The following is a 21,105-nucleotide window of genomic DNA, read 5'->3' on the forward strand; positions in this document are numbered from 1 at the left end:
TCATCGGTGTAGTTACGGCGAGTACTTGGGTACATGGCAACCTCCAAGAGAGCGACTTAAGTATCGCTTCTTGGCGTCCGTTGTCACGGGACAGGCCCATGCAAACCCTACTACTGGGTTACTAGCGGCTGTGAGCCGGGGCGAAGGAACTACTGTCATGGGCAGCCGATATGCAGAGATGGGCGAGAGGTTGCCCGGTAGGAATGGGAAATGGGTAACACCCGATGATGTAGAAGCGATCCATTCAATAAACAATCTTCAAATTGACGGTATCAATCAAGCGGGCATTGTCCAAAAGGCCAAGCAAGTGAGGTTTGCCGGCGTGCCCGACTGGAAGCGGTAGCCCATCCAGCCTAACCACCCCGAGCACCTCGATGTAGCACTGAACCTGTCGAGGTGCTCCAAGGAGCAGGCAATGCTGCGGGACCGTACGTGCTCAAGCACCGTTTGATGTTGCGATGATCGACTAGGAATTTTCCTACATGACTCATCGGAATTATCTGTAGTCGTCGTCGAATCCGCTGATACGGACACCATCCGAGCCCCCTATACACTGCGCCAAGTCCGACACCCTCCTTCCTTTCTTACAAAAAAGGATGGTCGAACGACGATCTCACCTACTCACCCTGTCAAAGGATTCGTTTCATGAAAACTTCGCTTATCAGCCTTGCCCTGACCCTGGGTCTGGCATCCACCTCGGCCTTTGCCGCCGATGGCCAAATCAATTTCTCCGGTGAAATCACCAATGGCACCTGTGCTGTCGAGGTCGTCGACCCGGGTAGCAACAACCCTACCAACCAGATTGGCCTTGGTGAGTTCCGGGCCGGCTTCTTCACCGCCGCAAACGTCACGACCTATCCACACCCCTTCCAGCTGCGCGTGACCCCAGGTGGTGGCTGTATCCCGGGAACCAACAAGAAAGCCACTGTTACCTTCAGTACGCCCTACACCGCCAGCGGTACTCACTACGGTGTACGTCCGGGGCTCACCAACCCGGCCACCGGCATCGCTGTCGCCATCCGCGATCCCCGTACCGGTACGTTCGTGGCGCATGGCACGCCTTCTGCCGACTTCGACCTGGCGCCAGGCTCCGCTAGCATCATGAGCTTCGATGCCATGCTCATCTCCACCGCCGCTGCGGTAACTGCGGGCTCTGTCGAAGCCGATGTCGAGCTGGTAATCACCCCCAACTGATGACCACGACCCACCTCTGACAACGGGCTTTCTGCCCGTTGTCGCTGGCCGAGATATCGGCAAGGAATTCTTACCATGTACGCCTTCACTCAACGTCCTGGTTCCCTCAGGCACGGCCTCTTGTCGTGCGCGCTATTCGGGGCCTTGCTGGCCTGGTTGCCGAGCAGCCATGGCGCTTTGACACTCAGCGGTACCCGCGTGGTCTTCGATGGTGACAAACGCAGCACCGCCATCACGGTATCCAACCCCAGCCCAGATACCTTTGCCGTTCAGGCCTGGGTAAATACCGCTGCGGACGACCAGAGCACGGCCGTTCCCTTCATCGCCTCGCCGCCGCTGTTCCGTATCAACGCCGGCAAGGATCAGCAGGTGCAAATTCACGGCCTGCCGAATTCGCTGCCCAAGGACCGCGAGTCGCTGTTCTTTTTCAATGTGCAGGAAATCCCCCAGGCCAGCTCGACAAAAAGCAACACGTTGAGCATCGCCCTGCGCTCGCGCATCAAGCTGTTCTATCGCCCGAAGGGCCTGCCGAGTACCACGCAGGAAAGCCTGAAAAGCTTGAGCTGGTCGGTGCGCTCGGTTAACGGCACACCTCACCTGCAGGTCAGCAACCCGAGCCCGTACTTCGTGTCGTTCATAACGGTGGAGCTGCAGGACGGGCGCCAGAAGGTCGAGCTGAAGCACACCCCCATGGTCGCGCCCATGAGCAGTCAGCAGTTCGCGCTCGAGGGCTTCAAGCCCACCCCTGGCATGCAGGTTAATTTCTCCACGATCAACGACTACGGCGGCTTCTCTACCCCATTGACGCTGCCCGTGGCCGTTGATCTGTAACACCGGGCGGACCTGAACATGTACCTTCCATTGCACTGGCGCACACCGCTGGCCCGGCGGCTGTCTTCCCTATTTACCCTGTCTGGCTGCTGCCTTGCCGTACTGGCCAGCATGACCGCCCGCGCGGAAGAGGTCGTGGCGTTCCAGTCCGGTTTCATGCGCCAATTGGGTGGCCATGGCGGCGATGCCAATGCACTGGCACTCAAGGCCTTAGTCAGCAACGAGCTGGCACCGGGGCGCTACGCCGTAAGCATCGAAATCAACAGTACGTTCTTTGACCGCCGTGAACTGGAATTCTCCATCGATGCCCAAGGCGAGCTGTTGCCCTGCCTGTCGCTCAAGCTGGTGGAAGCGTTAGGCGTAAAGCTCGACAGCCTGCCGGGGCCACTACCCGCTCCCGAAGCAGCCGGCTGTGTCAATTTGCAAAGCTTGATCCCCGAAGCCAGGATCGAACTCAATGCCAGCCGCATGCAGTTGTCGATCTCCGTGCCACAAATATTGATGCGCCGCGATTCGACCGGGTATACCGACCCTGCACAGTGGGACGACGGCATCAATTCGGCCTTCATCAACTATCAGGTTGCCGGCCAGCAAAGCCGTCACGACCAGGGTGGCTCCAGCAGCAGCCAGTACCTGTACCTGACCAGTGGCCTGAACCTGGGCGCCTGGCGATTGCGCAGCAGCAATGCGTTCCAGAACGACGGCCAGGGGCGCCAGGAATGGTCACGCGCCTATACCTATGTTCAGCGCGATCTGCCCGGAACCCTTGCGCAACTGACACTGGGAGAAACCTCTACCCCCGGCGACATTTTCCGTAGCCTACCGATAACCGGCGCGCAGGTTGCAAGCGACATGAACATGCTGCCCGACGCGCTACGTAACTACGCGCCAGTGGTACGCGGGGTCGCCATGAGCCGGGCACGCCTGGACATTCGTCAGAACGGTTTTCCGATCTACTCCACCTACGTCAGTGCCGGCCCTTATGAAATCGACGACCTGAGCGCCGTATCGGGCAGCGGCGAGTTGGAAATCATCCAGACCGAATCCGATGGCCAGGTACGGCGCTTCACCCAGCCCTACTCGACCATGAGCAACCTGCTGCGCGACGGCGTCTGGCGCTACACCGCCAGTGTCGGCCGATACAACGCGCCAGGCGACTCTGCGAGCGACGCTGGCTCGCCACTGTTCCAGGGCACCCTGGCGCGCGGTATAGGCTGGAACTCAACGCTGTATGGCGGCCTGATGAGCAATGACTTCTACCAGGCTGGGGCTCTCGGCATCACGAAGAACTTGGGCAGCTTCGGCGCGCTGTCCGTGGATGCGACCCGCTCGGTGGCCGATATCGGCCTGGGCGAAACACGTCGTCAAGTCCGGGGGATGAGTTATGCGGCGAAATACAGCAAGTCGTTCGACACCCGGACCAGCGTGCGATTTGCCGGTTATCGCTATTCCACCGAAGGCTACCGGGACTTTTCCGAAGCGCTGCGCGAGCGCAACAGCGAACAGGGTCTGCTCGGCAGCCGCCGCAGCCGGCTGGAGGCCTCGGTGTCGCAGAGCATTGGCAAGCAAAGCTCGTTGAACCTGTCGTTGTCGCAACAGGACTACTGGAATAGCGACTATCAGCAGCGTCAGTTTCAAGTCAACTTCGCCACCAGCTTCAAATCAGTCAACGTCAACCTGTACGCCTCCCAGTCACTCAATGATGACTTTGGCAGCGACCGGCAGATCGGTCTGAGTGTTTCGATGCCGTTCGAGTTTGGACGCAGCACCAGAGCCACCTACGACCTGCAACAGAACAAGAACCAGGTCAGCCAGCGCGCTGCGCTTTCAGGCGTTACCGAAGCAGGTCGTCTGAGCTATCGCGCCTCACTGGCCGACAACGGTCGCCAGCAAAAAACCGGCGAGTTGTCGCTTGGCTACCAAGCACCATTTGCATCTATTGGTGCCGGCGTATCTCAAGGGAGCGATTTCCGCAGCGTTTCGCTAAACGCCAGCGGCGCCGTACTGTTGCATAGCGAGGGTGCAGTGTTCGGGACCTACGTCGGCGAAACCAGCGGCCTGGCGCATGTACCGCAAGTCAAGGGTGTCGGCCTGGTCAACGCCGACAGCAACAAGACCAACCAGGGCGGCTATGCGTTGATCCCCTATCTGCAACCTTATCGGATCAACCGAGTCATGCTTGATATCGCCGAGCTGGAGCCAAACGTGGAAATCGAAAACGGCGCAACACAAGTTGTCCCCCGCCGCGGCGCAATCGTCAAGGCCAGCTTCCCGGCTCGTCGTGTAGAGCGCCTGTTCCTGACCATCCGCACGGCCGATGGCGTGCCGCTTCCCTTCGGCGCCCAGATCAGCAACTCCGCCGACACAAACGTGGGCGTAGTCGGCCAGGCCGGCCAGGCCTTGCTGGGCACCGAGGGTGACCAACAGACCCTGAATGTGCGCTGGGGCGACACGGCAGCCGAACAGTGCCAGCTGAAATTCGATGTGCAGAAAATGCCCGAAGAAGAGGGTTATCGCGTTCAGGACCTGATCTGCCGCTGATATCACCTGCCCATTACTTTGTTGCACGGCGCATCGCGCCCGCCCATCCAGGAAACTACGACATGTTCAATCGTTTGATCGCCGGCATGCTCTTCACGCTGATTACCGGCCTGCTGACAACCACTCCGGTAAGCGCCGACATCCGCAACACCTGCGGCTGGGACCCTGGCTCTGCGGCAAAGATAGATCTGGTGCTAGATCTGGGGGCACACTATATACCTAGGGATGCCAAAGTCGGCGACGTCATTGCTGCGAGAAAACTGTACGGTAAATCCGACCCTATCTCGGTCATCCGTTGCGCGAACAATGGCGATACGGTCCTTAACCTCGACTTCCGAAACGACTCACCGATCGTGCAGAACTCATTCCCGGGCATCAGCGGCACGGTGATGGAAACCAATATCCCGGGCATTGGCGTGCAGATTGAACCCGCGTCACCGTACGACGGTGTCGCTCAGTACTCCTGGAAAAGTCCAACCGGCAGCATCATACCGTTCCAGGCGGTCATCGACTTTCAACTACCAGCGGACTTGGCGCACAACTCCATCAAAGCGTACGTCACCCTGATCAAAACCGGGCCAATCGCATCGGGGCAGCCGCACCAGCTGGACCAGACCCTGGGCACCGCTTCGTATACTGGCGTGCCCGACGGTCTGAGCGTCGGCGTGATGGGCACCGTGACTCAGGCGGAGTGCAACGTCACGCAGAACCCGGTGACCCCCATCGAAGTTAATCTCGGCGACTGGAAAGCCTCGGACTTCACCCAGCAAGGCTACACGACCACAGCCAAAGATTTCAGCATTGCCCTGAACAGCTGCGTCGCCGACGCCAGCGGCAACCCGGTAGCCAATGCCTATATACAGTTGGACCCGACTGCTGGCTCAACTGGCTGGGACGATGACCAAGGAGTGTTTACGTCCAGCGTAGCCGGCATCGGCATTCAGCTACTGGATGCCAACGACAGGGTAGTACCGCTAAAGAAAGAAGTGGAACACATGCCGGTCAGCGCCGGAAACATTGACCTTAAATTCAAGGCACGCTACTACCAGACCGATACCACAGTCGGGGCAGGCAAGGCCGAGGGTGCCCTGTCATTCACGATCTTCTACAAGTAATCCAGAACGTTGCCTTGCTCGCGGCCACTCAACCCCGAGTAATCAACCCCTGCCGGGCGATCCGGGTCAGGTGCCCGATCACCTCGGCGGCATCTTCGCGCGACGGTGCCTGTACCACGGCCAGGTCGAAGCGATCATTGCCGAAGTGACTCAGGGACGAGGTGTTATCACAGAACTGGATGAGGAAGGCAGTGGCACGGCCCTTACGGCGTGGCCAGCCATCAAGGTAACGCAGCAGGGTCGGCTGATGCTGACCGCCCAGCAGGATGCGGGGGGTACGAGCCGACTGGCTGGAAGGAATCGGGGTTAGGCAAACACTGGTACGTGGGCAACTCATGGAGCACTCTCTCCGCCTCGCGAATCCCGCTGGGCTGCGGTGGGAGGCGTCACCGAACCAGCGCTTTAGCGGTATTCGGAAAACCACTTGGGGTTTTCCTGCGCCCCGCAAGTAGCTGTTTAAATCGGCGCAAGTCTGCATCCTAGAGAAGCAGCGGGCCGACTGTCAACCGACCCGCTTAAACATCCATCAGAGAATTCCTACGCTCGCCCCTTGTCACGCATGAAGGAAAATGCCCTAGAGTCTGCCTGCGCAGTACTCGGGTCGACAAAATAGGCAACGTCGGTGCGCTTTGACTGCACCCCCTCGATACCTGACCAGTTCAGTACGCCCCAGCACAAGGTCGAGGAAAACACATGGTGGTCCCACTGATAGGCGTAATGCCTGGCAGGTTGACCGGTGGCCGGCGGCGTCTCGGCGTCCGCGTTGTTCTTGTACTCGGCGAACATCCTGGCATCGTGCTCGGCAGTCGCCTGATCAAGAAAGTAGGCAACATCATGACGCGGCGACAACGCAATCGGGCCACCGCATTTTTCGCCAACCCCCGAGCAGCTCACCACGATCCACTGGATAGCCGGCTGAGCGATACGATGATCAAACTCCAGTGCAACATAGGGCATGGTCCATCTCCTTGCCAGCTCATATCCGGGAAGTGACAGGTCTTGGCTGCTGGCACGGCAAGGTTATGCCAGCGCTTGCCTATCCGCACCTGGCAAAAATGCCAGGGCCGGGCACTGCTGAACGCCTGGGCAGAACCAAAAAGGGCCCGATCGGCGGGGCCCTTCCGCTGGTGAACGGCCTACTTGGCAATCAACCGATCCAGCGAGGCCTTGCCCGCGCCTTCGATCAGCACCGCCAGCGCACCACCGAGCAAAGCCAGGGCGAATTCGTAGCCGTTGTTGGCCATGAACAGGCCATTGTTGATGTGCACCGAGAAGATCGCCACCACCAGCAAGCCGACGATCGCCAAGGCCGCCGGCCGTGCCAGCAAGCCGATGACCAAGGCCAGGCCGCCGAAGAATTCGGCACCGCCAGCGAGCATGGCCATCAGGGTGCCCGGGTGCAAGCCGATGCTTTCCATGTACTGCGCAGTGCCGGCCAGCCCGCCGCCGCCGAACAGACCGAAGAGCTTCTGCGAACCGTGGGCCATGAAGATGATGCCGACGATGATGCGCAGGACGGTGATGCCCCAGCCGGCGCGAGTGGAGACGATGGAATGAATGGCGTTCATGCTGTCTTCCTTAGAGGAGGTGTTAGGTGTTGGTCGCCATATTAATCATATTTACCAATGCTAAAAGCGCAAATACTGCGACATTAAAATCTATAATATCGATAACTTTAACCCCGGTGTGCACTGCCCTTGCCAGTGATCGGCAGCACAGCAGCCACCGCGCCTGGCCTCATCGCGGGCAGGGCTGGCACCCAGCGGGGCAGCCGACTCACGGTTCCAGCGATCGCCGCTGCCGGTCGTAGGCCAGGAAATACTTGTTGACGCTATTAACATAGCTGACCGGGCCCATCCCCACCTGCTCCATGGCCACCCGTTCCACCTGGAAGAACCACTGATTGCCGTTGAGCCCGCGCCGCCGAGCTTCGGCACGCATCGCCTGGACCCGCTCCGGGCCGAGGTTGTAAGCCGCCAGCACAAAAGCCATGCGCTCGCGCTCGTTGAGCTGGTTGCTGGCGAAGAACTGCTTGCGGATCAGCGCCAGGTAGCGGGCGCTGGCCTGGACATTGCCTTCAACGCTGGCGATATCGCTTACGCCGACCCGCTGCGCCGCACTCGGGGTAATCTGCATCAGCCCATGGGCACCGCCGGCACCGCGTGCCGAAGGGTCGAGCGACGACTCCTTGAAAGCCAGTGCAGCCAGGTTGAGCCAGTCGATGTTCTGCGCCTGCGCATGGCGTTGCAGCACCGGGCGGAGTTTCTCCAGACGCTGACGACTGACCCGCGCCAGCGGATTGTGCACCTTGTACAGGCGTCGGTAGATGCGCTCGAAGGCGGCATCCTGGTTCTCCGGCACGCGGTAACCCTGCAAAAAGCGATCGACACTGGCATGCAGCATCGCCGCGTCGCGGCGCACATACCAGTGCATCGCTTCAGGTTCGGTCAGGCGCAGCTTGCGCTGCACCTGCAGCTTGGGCATCACCCGCGCCCAGCGCTCGGCAATCGGCTGTTCGACCACGGTCAACGGATAGACCCCGGCCTGCACCATCTCCAGCACGTCTTCCACCGCCAGGCTCGGGTCGACCCACTCGACCTTGATCGGCGCCAGCTTGCGCAAGGCCAGCTTCTGGTTGATTTCGTGCAGGGTGTCGCCGGCCGCGCTGGCACTGGTCAGCGCCAGGGTTCGTCCGGACAACTGCTCGACGCGTTGGTAAATCCGCCCGCCCTTGTGCCCGACCAGTACCAGCGCGACCTGCTCGCGTACCGGGTCGCTGGCACTGACGCCGCGGGTGGAGCTGGGGTCGAGCAGCTCGCCCGGCGCGGCCAGATCGCCTTCGCCGCGCAGCAGCGCTGCGAGCAGTTGCTCCTTGGCTTTGGGGATGATCTTCAGGCGGATTTCCGCGCCGTCGCGGGCGCGGGCATTGAGGTAGTGTTCGAACGCGCGCAACCGGTGATACTCCACCCCCACCGACTCGCCCTTGACCTGGCCCGAGCTGTTGCGGCTCTGATTGACCAGCACGCGCAGTTCACGGCTGCTGCGGATCTGCGCCAGGTCACGGACCTTGGCCGCCGGCACGGCCTGCTGCGGCCCCGGCAGGCGCGCCTGCGCCGGCCCGGCCAGGAGCAGAGCGAGACACACCAGCAACGGCAGCAAGGCTCGCGTCATCCACTCTCCATGAACAGGTCGCGATGGATTATTTGGCGTCATACGCTGCGGTCATTCCATGACAAAGGACCGCAAAAGACCGCGACAACGCCTTGAAGTTCTTGGCATTGTTGATATTTTCAGGCCCGCCAAGGCTTTTACTGCCGCACTCTGCGAGGTAGCACCATGCAACTCATCGACATCGGCGTCAACCTGACCAACTCAAGTTTCGCCGGCAAGCACCAGGACATTCTTGAACGCGCCGAGGCGGCCGGCGTACGCCAGATGCTGGTCACCGGTACCAGCCTGGAAGGCAGCGAAAGCGCTCTGGCGCTGTGCTTGCAACTGGACGAAAGCGGCCAGCGGCTGTTCAGCACCGCCGGCATCCACCCCCACGATGCGAGCAGTTGGACTGCCGATAGCGCTCGTCAACTGCGCGCCCTGCTCGACCAGCCACGGGTGCGGGCGGTGGGCGAATGTGGGCTGGACTTCAACCGCGATTTCTCGCCACGTCCACAGCAGGAAAAGGTCCTCGAAGAACACCTGGCCCTGGCCGTCGAGGCGCAGCGTCCGCTGTTCCTGCACGAACGCGACGCCAGCGGGCGCCTGCTGGCAATCCTCAAGCATTACCGCGATCAGTTGCCTGCGGCGGTGGTGCATTGCTTCACCGGCGAGCGCGAGGCGCTGTTCGGCTACCTCGACCTCGACCTGCACATCGGCATCACCGGCTGGATCTGCGACGAGCGCCGTGGCACCCACCTGCACCCGCTGATGGCCAGCATCCCCGCAGGCCGATTAATGCTCGAAAGCGACGCGCCCTACCTGCTGCCGCGCAGCCTGCGGCCAAAACCGAAAAGTGGCCGCAACGAACCGGCCTATCTACCGGAGGTCTTGCGCGAGGTGGCCCGGCACCGCAAGGAAAGCCCGGAAGTCGTTGCCGCGCACACCAGCGCCTGCGCGCGGGCGTTCTTTGGCTTACCAGAACGGGCTTGACGCATATCAAGATTTATCCCTGAATTGTCGGACACAATGATGGCACCTTGCCAACAATGTTTCCGCCAATTCAGAGAAGACCTACCATGGGTGCCTGGCTTAGCAATATCTCCCTGAAGTACAAGTTCTGGGCCGTGAACGCGGTCGCCTTCGTCACGACCTTGTTCCTGGTGCTCTACGCCGTGCACCTGGAGCAGCAGGCGCGCGCGGAAACCGCGCAGGCCCAGGCCCAGTCCGAAGCCAAGCTGCTGGCCAGCTGGCCGGCCGGCCAGGCGTTGCCGCAAGACCGCCGCTGGGTGAGCTTCGCCGCCGGGCAAGCGCCACGTTTCGAGGGCGCCACCCTCGACCGCCTGAGCAACGCCCAGGGCTGGGTCGCACTGAATAGCTTCCCGGTGTTTGGCAACGACCCGCTGATCGGCGCCCAGGTACTCAACCACGACGGCCAGCGCATTGCCGTGCTGGCTCAGGCGCCGAGCATCCTCCAGGTGTTCGGCGACCGCTTCGCCAATTACGCGGTGTGTGTGCTGATCCTGATGCTGGCGATGCTCTGCGCCTCGCAACTGTTGATCCGTTTCCTGCTCAGCCAGCTCAATACCCTCAAAGATGTGATGCTCCACGTCGAGAAAACCGGCGACCTCTCGGCCCGCGTACCGCTGGCCTGTGGCGACGAAGTCGGGCAGATGGCCTCGGCGTTCAACGCCATGCAGACCACCTACCACCGGGTGGTAAACACCGTCGCACGCACCGCCGCGCAGCTCGACTCGGGTGCCGCACGCCTGGCCGCGAGCATGAACGACGTGCGCCACGGCATGCTCGGCCAGCAAAGCGAAACCGACCAGGCGGCGACGGCGATCAACGAAATGACCGCCACCGTCTACCACATTGCCCAGCACGCCGGTGCCACCCGCGACCTGTCGCAAAGCGCCGACGCCCTCGCCGGCAGCGGTCAGATCGTGGTCAGCCGGGTGCAGGATTCGATTTCCGGGTTGTCCAGCGGCGTGCAGCAAACCGCCGAAATGATTCGCCAACTGGCCGAAGACAGCCAGAAGATCAACGGTGTGGTCGGGGTGATCCACAGCATCGCCGAGCAGACCAACCTGCTCGCGCTCAACGCCGCCATCGAAGCCGCACGCGCCGGCGACCTGGGCCGTGGTTTCGCGGTGGTCGCCGACGAGGTGCGCAACCTGGCCAAGCGGGTACAGGCCTCCACCGACGAAATCACCACCATGGTTTCCGCCTTGCAGGCCGGTACCCGTGACGCAGTGGATTTCATGCAGGAGAGCTCGTACAAGGCTGACGACTGCGTCAAGCAGGCCCAGGAAGCCGGCGAGGCGCTGGCCGAGATCACCGGCGCCGTGGCGCAGATGCGCGAGAGCAACACGCAGATTGCGGTAGCGGCCGAACAGCAAAGCCAGGTGGCCGAGGAAATGAACCGGGCGGTGGTGAGCATCCGCGACGTCACCGAGGAAACCGTCCAGCAGACCGTGGATTCGGCCACCACCAGCAACGAGCTGGCGACCCTGGCCGGCGAACTGAGCAAGGCCATCGGCCAGCTCAAGCTATAAGCGCCATAGACAGGTGCGATTGGCTCCCGAGCGGGGGCCAATCTATTCTTCAGGCATGTCCGAATGTGTCACGCTGAGGAACCCTGCGATGAACAAACGTCTTCCCAACCTGCCCGCCTGGCAATGGCGCGGCTACCCGAACAACCATCGCAACCCGACCAACCTGGTATTGCACCTGATTGCCGTGCCGCTGTTCATGCTTGGCGTGCTGCTGGTGCTGAGCGGGTTGTTCGACCTCGACCTGGGCACGATGGCGGTCGGCATCATCGGCCTGCTTGCCGGCCTGGTCCTGCAGCGCCAGGGGCACCGCCTGGAAGCCGAGCAGCCGGAACCGTTCGCCGACCGCAAGGACGCCGTGCAACGGCTACTGGTGGAACAGTTCGTGACCTTCCCGCGCTTCGTCCTCAGTGGTGCCTGGTGGCGCGCCTGGCGCGAACGCCACCGGCACTGAGACTCAGGCGAACACCGTCACCGTCTGCCGGCTGAGCGCCAACAGTTCGCCCTGGGCGTTCCACAACTGCGCCGCGACATGCCCATAACCATCGCGGGCGTGCTCGATATCGGCGCAGTAGCGGCACCAGTCGAGGGTACTCAGGCTGGCCACCGGCTGGACGAATTCGATGGTCCAGGTCAGCGTGCTGCCGGCCGCAGGTGTGTTCAGGTGCGGCAGCAAGGCCGGCGGCCAGGCATCCACCAACGCCAGCAGGTGGGCTTCGGTGACCACGTCTTCGGCATCGCCCTTGAGCCGTACCCAGCCGCCCATCTGCCGCTCCTTCTTGCCACTGAACGGCCAGCCGCCAATCGCCCAGCGCATCGACAGGTGCTGGATGAAGGCCGGGGTCACGCCGTTGATGAACGGCAGTTCCTGGCTGGCCTCGGCCAGGCTAGGCATGTCTACCGCGGGCAAGGCCGGCACGTCGATCCGCGAATCGCGCCCGGCGCCGAAGCTGCCCTGCATCACCGTGACCACCTGGCCGTTCTGCACGGCGCGGCCGAGCAGCGTGCTGACCGAGCCACCTTCACGCAGCAACTCGACGTCGAAACTGATCGACACGTCTGGCGCAGCCGGGCCGACAAAGGTGATCGCCAGCGAGCGTACCGGGCGCGCCGGGGACACCTTGGCATGCATGGCTTCATACAGCAGGGCCGCCATCAGCCCGCCAAAACTGGCGCGCCCCTGGGCCCAACTGGCAGGAATAGTGACGTCTTGCGGGCGTTGCCGCACAGCAGTGAGCAGTTGGGAAAAGTTCATGCGGACCTCGACCTGCGAAAAGTCCCACGATGTTACTCAGAGACTTCCCAGCGAACAGCCCGCATTTACGCCAATTGACAGGATTATCGGCCGTCGATTGCCTTGAGCAACCGCTCAAGCGTGCGCTCTGCGCGTTGTTCGGCGAGCACCAGCTGCGCCTGCCAGCGTTCCACACAAGGGGCCAGGTCGGCCTGCTGCTCGGCTTGCAGCAGCCATTGCAGCAGGTCGTGCCAGTCGCCAAGGTCCGCCTGCGCGCGTTTCAGCGCCCCCATCAGGCCGCCGCTGAGCCGCTCAAGGTGCGGATAGGCTTCGGCGCCGTAGCGCACCCGTTTGATCAGCAGGCGCAGGTGGTGACGGTCGTGGGCCGGGTCGTGAATTGCCCGGTTGAGTATGTGCCACTGCTTGCCCAGACGCTTGCCGATACGCACGTGCAGCCGGCGCACGAGTTTTTCGCGCTGGGCGGCGCGCAGGAACATCGGAAACGCATCGACGATGGCCAGCACGCGCGCCAGCTCGGCGCTGGCGGCAACGCTGGCGAAGGCCTCGCCGCGGTGAGCCAGGCGGCTGGCGGCGGCCGCTGCGTGGCCGCACTTGAATAACTGTGCGGCGAGCACCTCGCGGTCGCGCAGCGGCGTGGTCAGTTGGCCGACCGCCGCCGCGGCGTCTTCCAACTGCTCCACCCCCGGCAAGCCGCGCAAGGGCCGCAGCAGGCTGCGCAGACGCCGTACGCTGGTGCGCAGGTCGTGCAGCGCTTCGCTGTCGGTGTTGGCCTCAAGTCGCGCCTGACAGGCCAGCAGGCGCACCTGCAGGCTCAGCACCTGGGCAATCACATGGTCGAGCATGGCCGACATGGGCTACTCCTCGGTTAGCGACCGGCGCGGGATTCGCGGATGTAGAAGCGCGCTGTCTCGGCCTTTTTGCTGCAACCTTCGAAGGCTTCGAATTGCTGCTGGGTTTTGGCGCCGGTCAGCAGCGACAAGGCCTTGGAATAGCTCACAGTGCCGGCGAAGCCTTCGGCCTTGGCCAGGTCGAGTTCTTTCCAGGCGCTGTCCAGTTGATTCGCGCAGCTGTCGCGGTAGGCCGTCTTGCCCGCACAGCCGGCCAGCGCCAAAACGATCAAGGGCAGAAAAATCCAGGCTTTCATCGGTATTACCTCAAGGAAAAAAGGGGCGGGTTGGCGACTTCGACGGCGTAATGGCACAAAAGTGCCCTGACAGCGTAGCGCAGCGTTCGAGGCGATTGAAGCGCAGCCACGAAAGGGTGCATTGTTAGACCATTGACGGCGGGTCCAACGCGGGGGAACGATCCATGGGCAAACGCGTGGCGCTGGTACTGGGTTCAGGTGGGGCGCGGGGGTATGCGCATATCGGTGTGATCGAGGAGCTGGAGCGGCGCGGCTACGACATCGCCTGCATTGCCGGTTGCTCGATGGGCGCGGTGATTGGTGGGATCTATGCCGCCGGCAAGCTCGACGAGTACCGCAACTGGATCGAAAGCCTGGATTACCTGGACGTGCTGCGGCTGGTCGACGTGAGCTTCCGCCTGGGTGCGATCCGTGGCGAGAAGGTCTTCGGGCAGATCCGCAAGATCGTCGGCGAGATCAATATCGAGGAACTGCGCATTCCCTATACCGCGGTGGCAACCGACCTGACCAACCAACAGGAAATCTGGTTCCAGGAGGGCTGCCTGCATCAGGCGATGCGCGCCTCGGCAGCGATTCCAAGCTTGTTCACGCCCGTGGTGCAAGGTAACCGCATGCTGGTCGATGGCGGCATTCTCAACCCATTGCCGATTGTGCCGGTGGTGTCCAGCCACTGCGACCTGATCATTGCGGTGAACCTCAACTCGACCAACCAGAAGCAGTACCAACTGCCGGTGATCGAGCGGCCGGCCGCGTTCAAGTTGCGTTTCGACAGCCTGATCAGTTCGCTGGGTTCGCACATGCCGTTTCGGCGCAAGCCGACGGAGGCGCTGATCCGGCTGGCGCAGGAGCTGCCCAACCCGTGGCTGGCCGACGCAGCGACACCGGAGGCGCAGCAACCGGCAGCGGCGCCGGAGAGCGAGGGCGCGCCGAAGTCGGCGACGGGTTCGTTCATCGTCGACAACGTTGGTCCGGCGTCGTTACTGGACCTGATCAACCAGAGTTTCGAGGTGATGCAAACCTCGTTGGCGCAGTACAAGATTGCCGGGTATCCGCCGGATGTGCTGATCAACGTGCCGAAGCGGGTGTGCCGGTTCTTCGAGTTCTACAAGGCACCGGAGCTGATCGCGCTGGGCCGAGAGATTGCGCGGGATACGCTGGATAACTATGAAGCGGAGCGGCGCTAACAGCTTTTGGTGAAGGCGGGCCTTCTGTGGGAGCGAGGCGTTGGCGCCTGGCTCAGCCCTGCCCCGGCGCAATCAGCCGGTACCCGACCCCCGGCTCCGTCACCAGAAACCGTGGCGCCGTCGGGTCATCGCCGAGCTTCTGGCGCACATGCGCCACCACGATCCGCAAGTAATGACTGTCCTCGACATGGGTTGGCCCCCAGATGTCCTTGAGCAACTGCTGCTGGGTAATCACCCGCCCCGGATGGCGCGCCAACTGGGCGATCAAGGCATACTCCTTGCGCGTCAACGCCACCTCCTGCCCCTCCAGCGTCACCCGCCGGTAGGCCAGGTCGACAGTCAGCGGGCCGAACTGCGGCGCGGTTTCCTCGGCCTGGGTTTGCGGCACCTGGCGCAACAACGCCCGGACCCGCGCGAGAAATTCCTGAATGCCGAACGGCTTGGTCACGTAATCGTTGGCACCGCCATCCAGCGCCTCGACTTTCTGCACCTCGCTGGCACGCACACTCAACACCAGCACCGGCACCTGGCTCCACTCGCGCAGCTCGCGCAACACCTGCTGACCGTCCATGTCCGGCAAACCGAGGTCGAGCACCACCAGGTCCGGGCGGCCCACCGCCGCCTGGCTCAAGCCCTCGCCGCCGGTGCCGGCCTCCAGCACCTTGTAGCCCTGGGAGGCCAGGCTGATACGTAAGAATTTTCGAATCTGCGGTTCATCGTCGATGACCAGTACGGTCGCAGTCAGGCTCATGGGGTCTCGCTGTCCATTTCGGGTTGGGCCGGAAGCGGCAAGCATAGTGTGATGCAGGTGCCCTGACCATCGATGCCGTCAGCCACACGGATATGCCCGCCATGCGCACCGATCATGCCCCGGCAGATCGCCAGGCCAAGGCCCGTGCCCTGGCCACCGCGATCACCGCGCGCAGCGGTGTAGAACATGTCGAAGATCTGCTCGCGCTCGGCCAACGGAATCCCCGGCCCTTCATCGGCCACCGCCAGGCACAGCTCGCCCTCCTCCACCGTCACCCGCAGTGCCAGCCGACCTTGCGCCGGCGAGAAGCGCGCGGCGTTTTCCAGCACGTTCACCAGGGCCTGCTCGATCAGCGCCGCATGCACATACAGCAACGGCAAGTCGGCCGGCACATCGGTGTGCAGTTGCAACGGCGCGAGCACCACCCGCAGGCGATTCAGGGCGCTGCCGACAATGTCGCTCGGCGCCACCCAGTCGCGGGCCAGCTTGAGCCCGCCATGGCCCAGGCGAGTCATGTCGAGCAGGTTCTGGATATAGCGATCGAGGCGCTCGGCCTCGTTACGGGTGCCTTCGAGCAGCTCGCGGCGGTCTTCCAGCGGGATCGCCTCGCCCAGCGCCAGCAGGCTGTCGATGCTGCCGCGCATGGCCGTCAGCGGCGTGCGCAGATCGTGCGATACCGACGCCAGCAAGGCGCTGCGCAGTTGCTCGGTTTCGCCATGCAGACGTGCCGCTTCCAGCTCGTCGGCGAGTCGGGCGCGGGCCAGGGCCTGGGCCAGCGGCTGACACAGCGACTTGAGCAGGCGACGGCGCTGGGCGGTCAGGCTCTGGCCTTCGCGCGGGCGTACGCCAAGCAGCGCCAGCGGACCCTCCTCCACCGACAGCGGCCACCACCACCAGCGACCGTTGGGCAGCGTGTCGCTGCCCAGTCCTGCCGCCTGGTCGTGCTGCCAGGCCCAGTCGGCGGCGGCGCGTTCGTTGTCGCTGAACTGCAGCGGCGCCCCCAGCGCCACGTGCAACCGGCCTTCCACATCGCGCTCCAGCAGGCACACCTGCACGTCGCTGAAGCCTTCCAGGTGCTGGCCGGCGGCGCTGTACACCGCCCTGGCGTCGGTGGCGGCGGTGAGCTTGCGCGACAGGTCGAGCAGTTGGCTGGTCTGTTCCTGGGTTTCACGCAATGCCTGCAACTGCCGACGCTGGCGGGCCGCCAGATTGCCGGTAAGCGCCGCCATCAGCAGGAAGAACAGCAAGGTCAGCACATCCTCTTCGCGCTGGATGTTGAACGAAAACGTCGGCGGGATGAACAGAAAATCGTAGGCCAGGAACGACATTGCCGCACAAGCCAGCGCCGGACCCAGGCTGCTGCGCACTGCCACCAGCAGCACCGCGGCGAGGAACACCAGCGAGATGTTCGGCAGCGCCAGCACGCTGGACACCGCCCAGGCCAGGCCCGAGGCGCACACCGTGGCCAGCAGCGCCAGCGCGTAGTGCCGCCACGGCCAGTCACCGGCGACGGCGGCACGCGGCGCTTCCGGTTGCGCGCCATCGCGATCGAGCACGTTGATTTCCAGGCCGTGGGATTCGCGCAGCAAACGGGCGGCGACGCCGGCGCCGAAGAAGCGTCGGCGCAAGCGGGCGCGCGACTGGCCGACCAGCACCAGGCTGGCGCGGCGTTCGAGGGCATGTTCGATCAACGTGTGCGCCACCTCGCCGGCGCGCAGCAGCACCACTTCGCCGCCGAGGCGCTCGGCCAGTTGCTGGGCGGCTTGCAGGCGCTGGCGGGCACTTTCGTCGCGCAACCGGCCGTTGTCGACGTGGACCAGGCTCCAGGGCAGGTGCCGGCGTTGCGCGACGCGACTGGCGTGGCGCACCAGGCGTTCGGCCTGGCTATCGCCATCGACCCCGACCAACAGCCGCCCGCGCAGCGCCGGGGCATCCTGGCCGAGTTTGCGGTAGCCGCTGGCGAGGTCGGCGTCGACTTGCGCGGCAGCGGTTTGCATGGCCAGTTCGCGCAGCGCGGTGAGGTTGGTCTGGGTGAAGAACGCATCGATGGCGGCGCGGGCCTGTTCCGGCACGTAGACCTTACCTTCGCGCAGGCGTTCGAGCAGCTCACGTGGCGGCAGGTCGATCAGGACCAGCTCGAAGGCCTCCTGCAGGACCCAGTCCGGCAGGGTTTCGCGGACCTGCACGCCGGTAATGCCGCGCACGTGGTCGTTGAGGCTTTCCAGGTGCTGGACGTTGACCGTGGTGTACACGTCGATACCGCTGGCGAGCAGTTCCTGCACGTCCTGCCAGCGTTTTGCATGACGACTGCCGGGGGCGTTGCTATGGGCCAGTTCGTCAACCAGAGCGAGCTCCGGGGCAGCCTTGAGCAGGCCGTCGAGGTCCATTTCTTCGAGGGTGACGCCGCGGTATTCGCTGCGCAGCAGTGGCAGTTGCGGCAAGCCGCCAAGCAGCGCTTCGGTTTCGCTGCGGCCGTGGGTTTCGACGACGGCGGCAAGCACCTTGCGGCCGTGGCGCAGTTGCGCGTGCGCGGCTTGCAGCATGGCGTAGGTTTTGCCGACACCGGGGGCAGCGCCGAGAAAAACTTTTAGCCGGCCGCGACCTTCACGGGGCAGCTCGGCCAACAGCGCGTCAGCGCGGGTGGAATCTGTCATGTAACGGCGTGTCCTTGACTCAATCGGGGGAAACTGCAAAACCCTGTGGGAGCCGGCAATGCCGGCTGCCACAGGGTCGTCCACACGCTGGGATGGTTACTTCGCCAGTGGCGCTACGCGCTCCAGGCTTGCATTCAACGCCAGCACATTCACCACCGGCGGCCCTACCAATGGCCGCAGGGTGGACTGCTCGACCAGGCCTTGCAAGGCCTCCAGCGGTATTTGTCGTGCCGCCGCCACCCGTGGCAGCTGATAGGCCACCGCTGCCGGCGGCAAGTGCGGGTCGAGGCCACTGCCGGAGGTAGTCAGCAGCGCCAGCGGCACCGGCCCCTGCTGCTCAAGGTAGAGCCCCGCTGCCGCCTCGTTCACCCGCGTCGCCAACGCCGGATTACTCGGCGCCAGGTTGCTCGCGCCACTGGCCACCGTCGCATAATCGGCCGCCGACGGCCGCGACTGGAACCACGCATCGCCCTGGAAAGGCTGCGCAATCAGGCGGGAGCCACGCACCTGGCCCTGCTCGTCGCGCACCAGGCTGCCATTGGCCTGCTCGGGAAACGCCACTTGGGCAATCCCGGTTACCACCAGCGGATACACCGCACCGGTAATCAGGGTCATCAACAGAATCAGGCTCAAGGCCGGACGTACCACAGTAGTCATGTTCTCTTCCTCGGTTCAGACCAGGTGCAACGCAGTCAGCAACATGTCGATCAACTTGATCCCCACAAACGGCACCACCAGCCCGCCCACGCCATAGATCAGCAGGTTGCGCCGCAGCAGGTGCGCGGCACTCGCCGCCTGCACCCGCACCCCGCGCAAGGCCAGCGGGATCAGCACGACGATGATCAAGGCGTTGAACACGATGGCCGACAGAATCGCACTCTGCGGGCTGCTCAGGCGCATCAAGTTGAGCACGCCCAGTTGCGGATAGATCGCCGCAAACAGCGCCGGCAGGATGGCGAAGTACTTGGCCACGTCGTTGGCAATCGAGAAGGTGGTCAGCGCGCCACGGGTCACCAGCAGCTCCTTGCCCACCTGCACCACGTCGAGCAGTTTGGTCGGATCGCTGTCGAGGTCGACCATGTTGGCCGCCTCGCGCGCCGCCTGGGTGCCATCGTTCATCGCCATGCCGACGTCGGCCTGGGCCAGTGCCGGCGCATCGTTGGCACCGTCGCCGCACATCGCGACCAGGCGCCCGTCGTTCTGCTCCTGACGAATCCGCGCCAGTTTCTTCTCCGGGGTGGCCTCGGCCAGCACGTCGTCGACCCCGGCCTCGGCAGCGATGGCGGCGGCCGTCAGCGGGTTGTCGCCGGTCACCATCACGGTACGGATACCGAGCTTGCGCAGCTCGGCGAAGCGCTCGCGAATACCCGGCTTGACCACATCCTTCAGGTGGATCGCACCGAGCAGGCGCTTGTCCACGCACACCAGCAGCGGCGTGCCGCCACTCTGGGCAATCCTGTCCACTTCGCGGGCCAGCGAGGCCGGCATTTCCAGGCGCTGCATGCCCACGAAGGCCAGCACCGAATCGACCGCGCCCTTGCGGTAGCGGCGCTGCTGGAAGTCCACCCCGGACAGCCGCGTCTCGGCGCTGAACGGCACCGCCGTCAGTAGCGTGCTGTCCGGCTCGTCGAAGTCGTGCAACTGGCGCAGGTACTCGACCACCGACTTGCCTTCGGCAGTATCGTCGGCCAGCGAGGCCAGCAAGGCGCCCTCGGCCAACTCACGCGCGGTGACGCCCGGTGCCGCCAGTACCGCGCTGCAACGGCGGTTACCGAAAGTGATGGTGCCGGTCTTGTCGAGCATCAGCACGTGCACGTCGCCGGCCGCTTCCACCGCACGCCCGGAGCGGGCAATCACGTTGAGGCGCACCAGACGGTCCATGCCGGCGATACCGATGGCCGAGAGCAGGCCGCCAATGGTGGTGGGGATCAGCGTGACCAGCAACGCCACCAGGAACACCATCGGGATTGCGCCGCCGGCAAAGTGCGCGAACGGCTGCAAGGTCACCACCACCACCAGGAAGATCAGCGTCAGGCCGATCAGCAGGATGTCCAGGGCGATCTCGTTGGGGGTTTTCTGGCGCTTGGCGCCTTCGACCAGGGCGATCATCCGGTCCAGGGTCGACTCGCCAGGGTTGGCGCTGATCCGCACCAGCAACCAGTCGGACACCAGCCGGGTATTGCCAGTGACGGCTGAGCGGTCGCCACCGGATTCGCGAATCACCGGCGCAGACTCACCGGTAATCGCCGCCTCGTTGACGGCCGCGATGCCTTCGAGCACTTCGCCGTCGCCAGGAATCATCTCCCCGGCGTCCACGCGCACCACATCGCCTTTGCGCAGGGCCGTGGCGGGGACTACCTCGAAGCCGCCCGAGGCGGTCCGGCGTCGAGCGCTGAGGCCCTGGCTACCGGCTTTGAGGCTGTCGGCACGGGCCTTGCCACGGCCCTCGGCGAGCGCCTCGGCAAAGTTGGCGAAGAGCACGGTGAACCACAACCACAGGGCGATCTGCACGGCCACCGCGGTACTCACGCCGCTCTGCGGCACGAAGCACAGCAGTGTGGTGAAGATGGCGGTGAGTTCCACCACCAGCATCACTGGCGAGCGCTTCAACTGACGCGGGTCGAGCTTGACGAACGCTTGCACCAGCGCCGGCCGCCACAGTGCGGCGAAGGTGGTGCGGGCCGCAGCCGGGCTAACGGCCGCTTTCACTTCGGGAATCGGCATATTCATG

General features: G+C 63.7%; 20 protein-coding genes. 9 read left to right on the forward strand and 11 right to left on the reverse strand.

What is annotated here, in order from left to right:
- Window positions 1-157 precede the first annotated feature (157 nt).
- From DCO48_RS19385 to DCO48_RS19405, 5 genes are all read left to right on the forward strand, one after another.
- The gene (locus DCO48_RS19385) at window positions 158-343 is read left to right on the forward strand and encodes a hypothetical protein (protein WP_116552222.1); all 186 of its coding nucleotides are present in this window, start codon (window positions 158-160) and stop codon (window positions 341-343) included.
- A 302-nt stretch (window positions 344-645) separates the two neighbouring features.
- Window positions 646-1,194 (forward strand): fimbrial protein, encoded by a 549-nt coding sequence (locus DCO48_RS19390; RefSeq protein WP_116552223.1) that lies wholly within the window; start codon window positions 646-648, stop codon window positions 1,192-1,194.
- A 75-nt stretch (window positions 1,195-1,269) separates the two neighbouring features.
- The gene (locus DCO48_RS19395) at window positions 1,270-2,025 is read left to right on the forward strand and encodes a molecular chaperone (protein WP_116552224.1); all 756 of its coding nucleotides are present in this window, start codon (window positions 1,270-1,272) and stop codon (window positions 2,023-2,025) included.
- An 18-nt stretch (window positions 2,026-2,043) separates the two neighbouring features.
- The gene (locus tag DCO48_RS19400) at window positions 2,044-4,566 is read left to right on the forward strand and encodes a fimbria/pilus outer membrane usher protein (protein WP_116552225.1); all 2,523 of its coding nucleotides are present in this window, start codon (window positions 2,044-2,046) and stop codon (window positions 4,564-4,566) included.
- Window positions 4,567-4,628: 62 nt separating this feature from the next.
- Window positions 4,629-5,681, forward strand: a complete 1,053-nt coding sequence (locus tag DCO48_RS19405; RefSeq protein ID WP_116552226.1) for a fimbrial protein — start codon at window positions 4,629-4,631, stop codon at window positions 5,679-5,681.
- A gap of 28 nt (window positions 5,682-5,709) precedes the next feature.
- Here DCO48_RS19405 and DCO48_RS19410 read toward each other — a convergent pair whose 3' ends face one another.
- From DCO48_RS19410 to DCO48_RS19425, 4 genes are all read right to left on the reverse strand, one after another.
- A complete protein-coding gene (locus tag DCO48_RS19410; RefSeq protein WP_116552227.1) occupies window positions 5,710-6,018 on the reverse strand; it encodes a hypothetical protein in 309 nt (102 codons plus the stop codon).
- A gap of 200 nt (window positions 6,019-6,218) precedes the next feature.
- A complete protein-coding gene (locus DCO48_RS19415) occupies window positions 6,219-6,638 on the reverse strand; it encodes a hypothetical protein (protein WP_116552228.1) in 420 nt (139 codons plus the stop codon).
- Between the two features lie 179 nt (window positions 6,639-6,817).
- Window positions 6,818-7,249, reverse strand: a complete 432-nt coding sequence (locus DCO48_RS19420; protein ID WP_116552229.1) for a DoxX family protein — start codon at window positions 7,247-7,249, stop codon at window positions 6,818-6,820.
- Between the two features lie 208 nt (window positions 7,250-7,457).
- Window positions 7,458-8,852 (reverse strand): transglycosylase SLT domain-containing protein, encoded by a 1,395-nt coding sequence (locus DCO48_RS19425; RefSeq protein WP_116552230.1) that lies wholly within the window; start codon window positions 8,850-8,852, stop codon window positions 7,458-7,460.
- A gap of 165 nt (window positions 8,853-9,017) precedes the next feature.
- Here DCO48_RS19425 and DCO48_RS19430 point away from each other — a divergent pair, with 165 nt between their 5' ends.
- The 3 genes from DCO48_RS19430 to DCO48_RS19440 all read left to right on the forward strand — a co-directional run bounded on the left by DCO48_RS19430 (window position 9,018) and on the right by DCO48_RS19440 (window position 11,840).
- A complete protein-coding gene (locus DCO48_RS19430) occupies window positions 9,018-9,824 on the forward strand; it encodes a TatD family hydrolase (protein ID WP_116552231.1) in 807 nt (268 codons plus the stop codon).
- Window positions 9,825-9,910: 86 nt separating this feature from the next.
- Window positions 9,911-11,389 carry a methyl-accepting chemotaxis protein gene (locus DCO48_RS19435; protein WP_116552232.1) on the forward strand — a complete coding sequence of 493 codons (1,479 nt, stop codon included), beginning with the start codon at window positions 9,911-9,913 and terminating at the stop codon, window positions 11,387-11,389.
- A gap of 88 nt (window positions 11,390-11,477) precedes the next feature.
- Entirely contained in the window at window positions 11,478-11,840 is a 363-nt protein-coding gene (locus DCO48_RS19440; RefSeq protein WP_116552233.1) for an Mpo1-like protein, read from the forward strand.
- A gap of 3 nt (window positions 11,841-11,843) precedes the next feature.
- Here the strand turns inward: DCO48_RS19440 and DCO48_RS19445 are convergent, their stop codons facing one another.
- From DCO48_RS19445 to DCO48_RS19455, 3 genes are all read right to left on the reverse strand, one after another.
- On the reverse strand, window positions 11,844-12,641 hold the full coding sequence (locus DCO48_RS19445) for an acyl-CoA thioesterase II (protein ID WP_116552234.1): 798 nt from the start codon (window positions 12,639-12,641) through the stop codon (window positions 11,844-11,846).
- A gap of 83 nt (window positions 12,642-12,724) precedes the next feature.
- Window positions 12,725-13,492 (reverse strand): CHAD domain-containing protein, encoded by a 768-nt coding sequence (locus tag DCO48_RS19450; RefSeq protein WP_116552235.1) that lies wholly within the window; start codon window positions 13,490-13,492, stop codon window positions 12,725-12,727.
- 14 nt (window positions 13,493-13,506) lie between these two features.
- The gene (locus DCO48_RS19455; protein ID WP_116552236.1) at window positions 13,507-13,785 is read right to left on the reverse strand and encodes a hypothetical protein; all 279 of its coding nucleotides are present in this window, start codon (window positions 13,783-13,785) and stop codon (window positions 13,507-13,509) included.
- Between the two features lie 164 nt (window positions 13,786-13,949).
- Here DCO48_RS19455 and DCO48_RS19460 point away from each other — a divergent pair, with 164 nt between their 5' ends.
- Window positions 13,950-14,969 carry a patatin-like phospholipase family protein gene (locus tag DCO48_RS19460; RefSeq protein ID WP_116552237.1) on the forward strand — a complete coding sequence of 340 codons (1,020 nt, stop codon included), beginning with the start codon at window positions 13,950-13,952 and terminating at the stop codon, window positions 14,967-14,969.
- Window positions 14,970-15,021: 52 nt separating this feature from the next.
- Here the strand turns inward: DCO48_RS19460 and DCO48_RS19465 are convergent, their stop codons facing one another.
- The 4 genes from DCO48_RS19465 to kdpB form a co-directional block, all read right to left on the reverse strand.
- Window positions 15,022-15,720 carry a response regulator gene (locus DCO48_RS19465; protein WP_116552238.1) on the reverse strand — a complete coding sequence of 233 codons (699 nt, stop codon included), beginning with the start codon at window positions 15,718-15,720 and terminating at the stop codon, window positions 15,022-15,024.
- The gene (locus tag DCO48_RS19470) at window positions 15,717-18,374 is read right to left on the reverse strand and encodes a sensor histidine kinase KdpD (protein WP_116552239.1); all 2,658 of its coding nucleotides are present in this window, start codon (window positions 18,372-18,374) and stop codon (window positions 15,717-15,719) included. Before DCO48_RS19470 ends, DCO48_RS19465 begins: the two co-directional genes overlap by 4 nt.
- Before the next feature lie 96 nt (window positions 18,375-18,470).
- Window positions 18,471-19,031 carry a potassium-transporting ATPase subunit KdpC gene (kdpC, locus tag DCO48_RS19475; protein WP_116552240.1) on the reverse strand — a complete coding sequence of 187 codons (561 nt, stop codon included), beginning with the start codon at window positions 19,029-19,031 and terminating at the stop codon, window positions 18,471-18,473.
- A gap of 15 nt (window positions 19,032-19,046) precedes the next feature.
- The gene (kdpB, locus tag DCO48_RS19480) at window positions 19,047-21,104 is read right to left on the reverse strand and encodes a potassium-transporting ATPase subunit KdpB (RefSeq protein ID WP_116552241.1); all 2,058 of its coding nucleotides are present in this window, start codon (window positions 21,102-21,104) and stop codon (window positions 19,047-19,049) included.
- Between the last annotated feature and the right edge of the window lies 1 nt (window position 21,105).

The sequence above is a fragment of the Pseudomonas sp. SDI genome (assembly GCF_003105155.1).
Lineage (GTDB): Bacteria > Pseudomonadota > Gammaproteobacteria > Pseudomonadales > Pseudomonadaceae > Aquipseudomonas.

Bases quoted from the DNA above. Each gene is read 5' to 3' on its own strand.
- DCO48_RS19385 (WP_116552222.1), top strand. From the start codon at position 158: ATGGGCAGCCGATATGCAGAGATGGGCGAGAGGTTGCCCGGTAGGAAT.
- DCO48_RS19390 (WP_116552223.1), top strand. From the start codon at position 646: ATGAAAACTTCGCTTATCAGCCTTGCCCTGACCCTGGGTCTGGCATCC.
- DCO48_RS19395 (WP_116552224.1), top strand. From the start codon at position 1,270: ATGTACGCCTTCACTCAACGTCCTGGTTCCCTCAGGCACGGCCTCTTG.
- DCO48_RS19400 (WP_116552225.1), top strand. From the start codon at position 2,044: ATGTACCTTCCATTGCACTGGCGCACACCGCTGGCCCGGCGGCTGTCT.
- DCO48_RS19405 (WP_116552226.1), top strand. From the start codon at position 4,629: ATGTTCAATCGTTTGATCGCCGGCATGCTCTTCACGCTGATTACCGGC.
- DCO48_RS19410 (WP_116552227.1), bottom strand. From the start codon at position 6,018: ATGAGTTGCCCACGTACCAGTGTTTGCCTAACCCCGATTCCTTCCAGC.
- DCO48_RS19415 (WP_116552228.1), bottom strand. From the start codon at position 6,638: ATGCCCTATGTTGCACTGGAGTTTGATCATCGTATCGCTCAGCCGGCT.
- DCO48_RS19420 (WP_116552229.1), bottom strand. From the start codon at position 7,249: ATGAACGCCATTCATTCCATCGTCTCCACTCGCGCCGGCTGGGGCATC.
- DCO48_RS19425 (WP_116552230.1), bottom strand. From the start codon at position 8,852: ATGACGCGAGCCTTGCTGCCGTTGCTGGTGTGTCTCGCTCTGCTCCTG.
- DCO48_RS19430 (WP_116552231.1), top strand. From the start codon at position 9,018: ATGCAACTCATCGACATCGGCGTCAACCTGACCAACTCAAGTTTCGCC.
- DCO48_RS19435 (WP_116552232.1), top strand. From the start codon at position 9,911: ATGGGTGCCTGGCTTAGCAATATCTCCCTGAAGTACAAGTTCTGGGCC.
- DCO48_RS19440 (WP_116552233.1), top strand. From the start codon at position 11,478: ATGAACAAACGTCTTCCCAACCTGCCCGCCTGGCAATGGCGCGGCTAC.
- DCO48_RS19445 (WP_116552234.1), bottom strand. From the start codon at position 12,641: ATGAACTTTTCCCAACTGCTCACTGCTGTGCGGCAACGCCCGCAAGAC.
- DCO48_RS19450 (WP_116552235.1), bottom strand. From the start codon at position 13,492: ATGTCGGCCATGCTCGACCATGTGATTGCCCAGGTGCTGAGCCTGCAG.
- DCO48_RS19455 (WP_116552236.1), bottom strand. From the start codon at position 13,785: ATGAAAGCCTGGATTTTTCTGCCCTTGATCGTTTTGGCGCTGGCCGGC.
- DCO48_RS19460 (WP_116552237.1), top strand. From the start codon at position 13,950: ATGGGCAAACGCGTGGCGCTGGTACTGGGTTCAGGTGGGGCGCGGGGG.
- DCO48_RS19465 (WP_116552238.1), bottom strand. From the start codon at position 15,720: ATGAGCCTGACTGCGACCGTACTGGTCATCGACGATGAACCGCAGATT.
- DCO48_RS19470 (WP_116552239.1), bottom strand. From the start codon at position 18,374: ATGACAGATTCCACCCGCGCTGACGCGCTGTTGGCCGAGCTGCCCCGT.
- kdpC (WP_116552240.1), bottom strand. From the start codon at position 19,031: ATGACTACTGTGGTACGTCCGGCCTTGAGCCTGATTCTGTTGATGACC.
- kdpB (WP_116552241.1), bottom strand. From the start codon at position 21,104: ATGAATATGCCGATTCCCGAAGTGAAAGCGGCCGTTAGCCCGGCTGCG.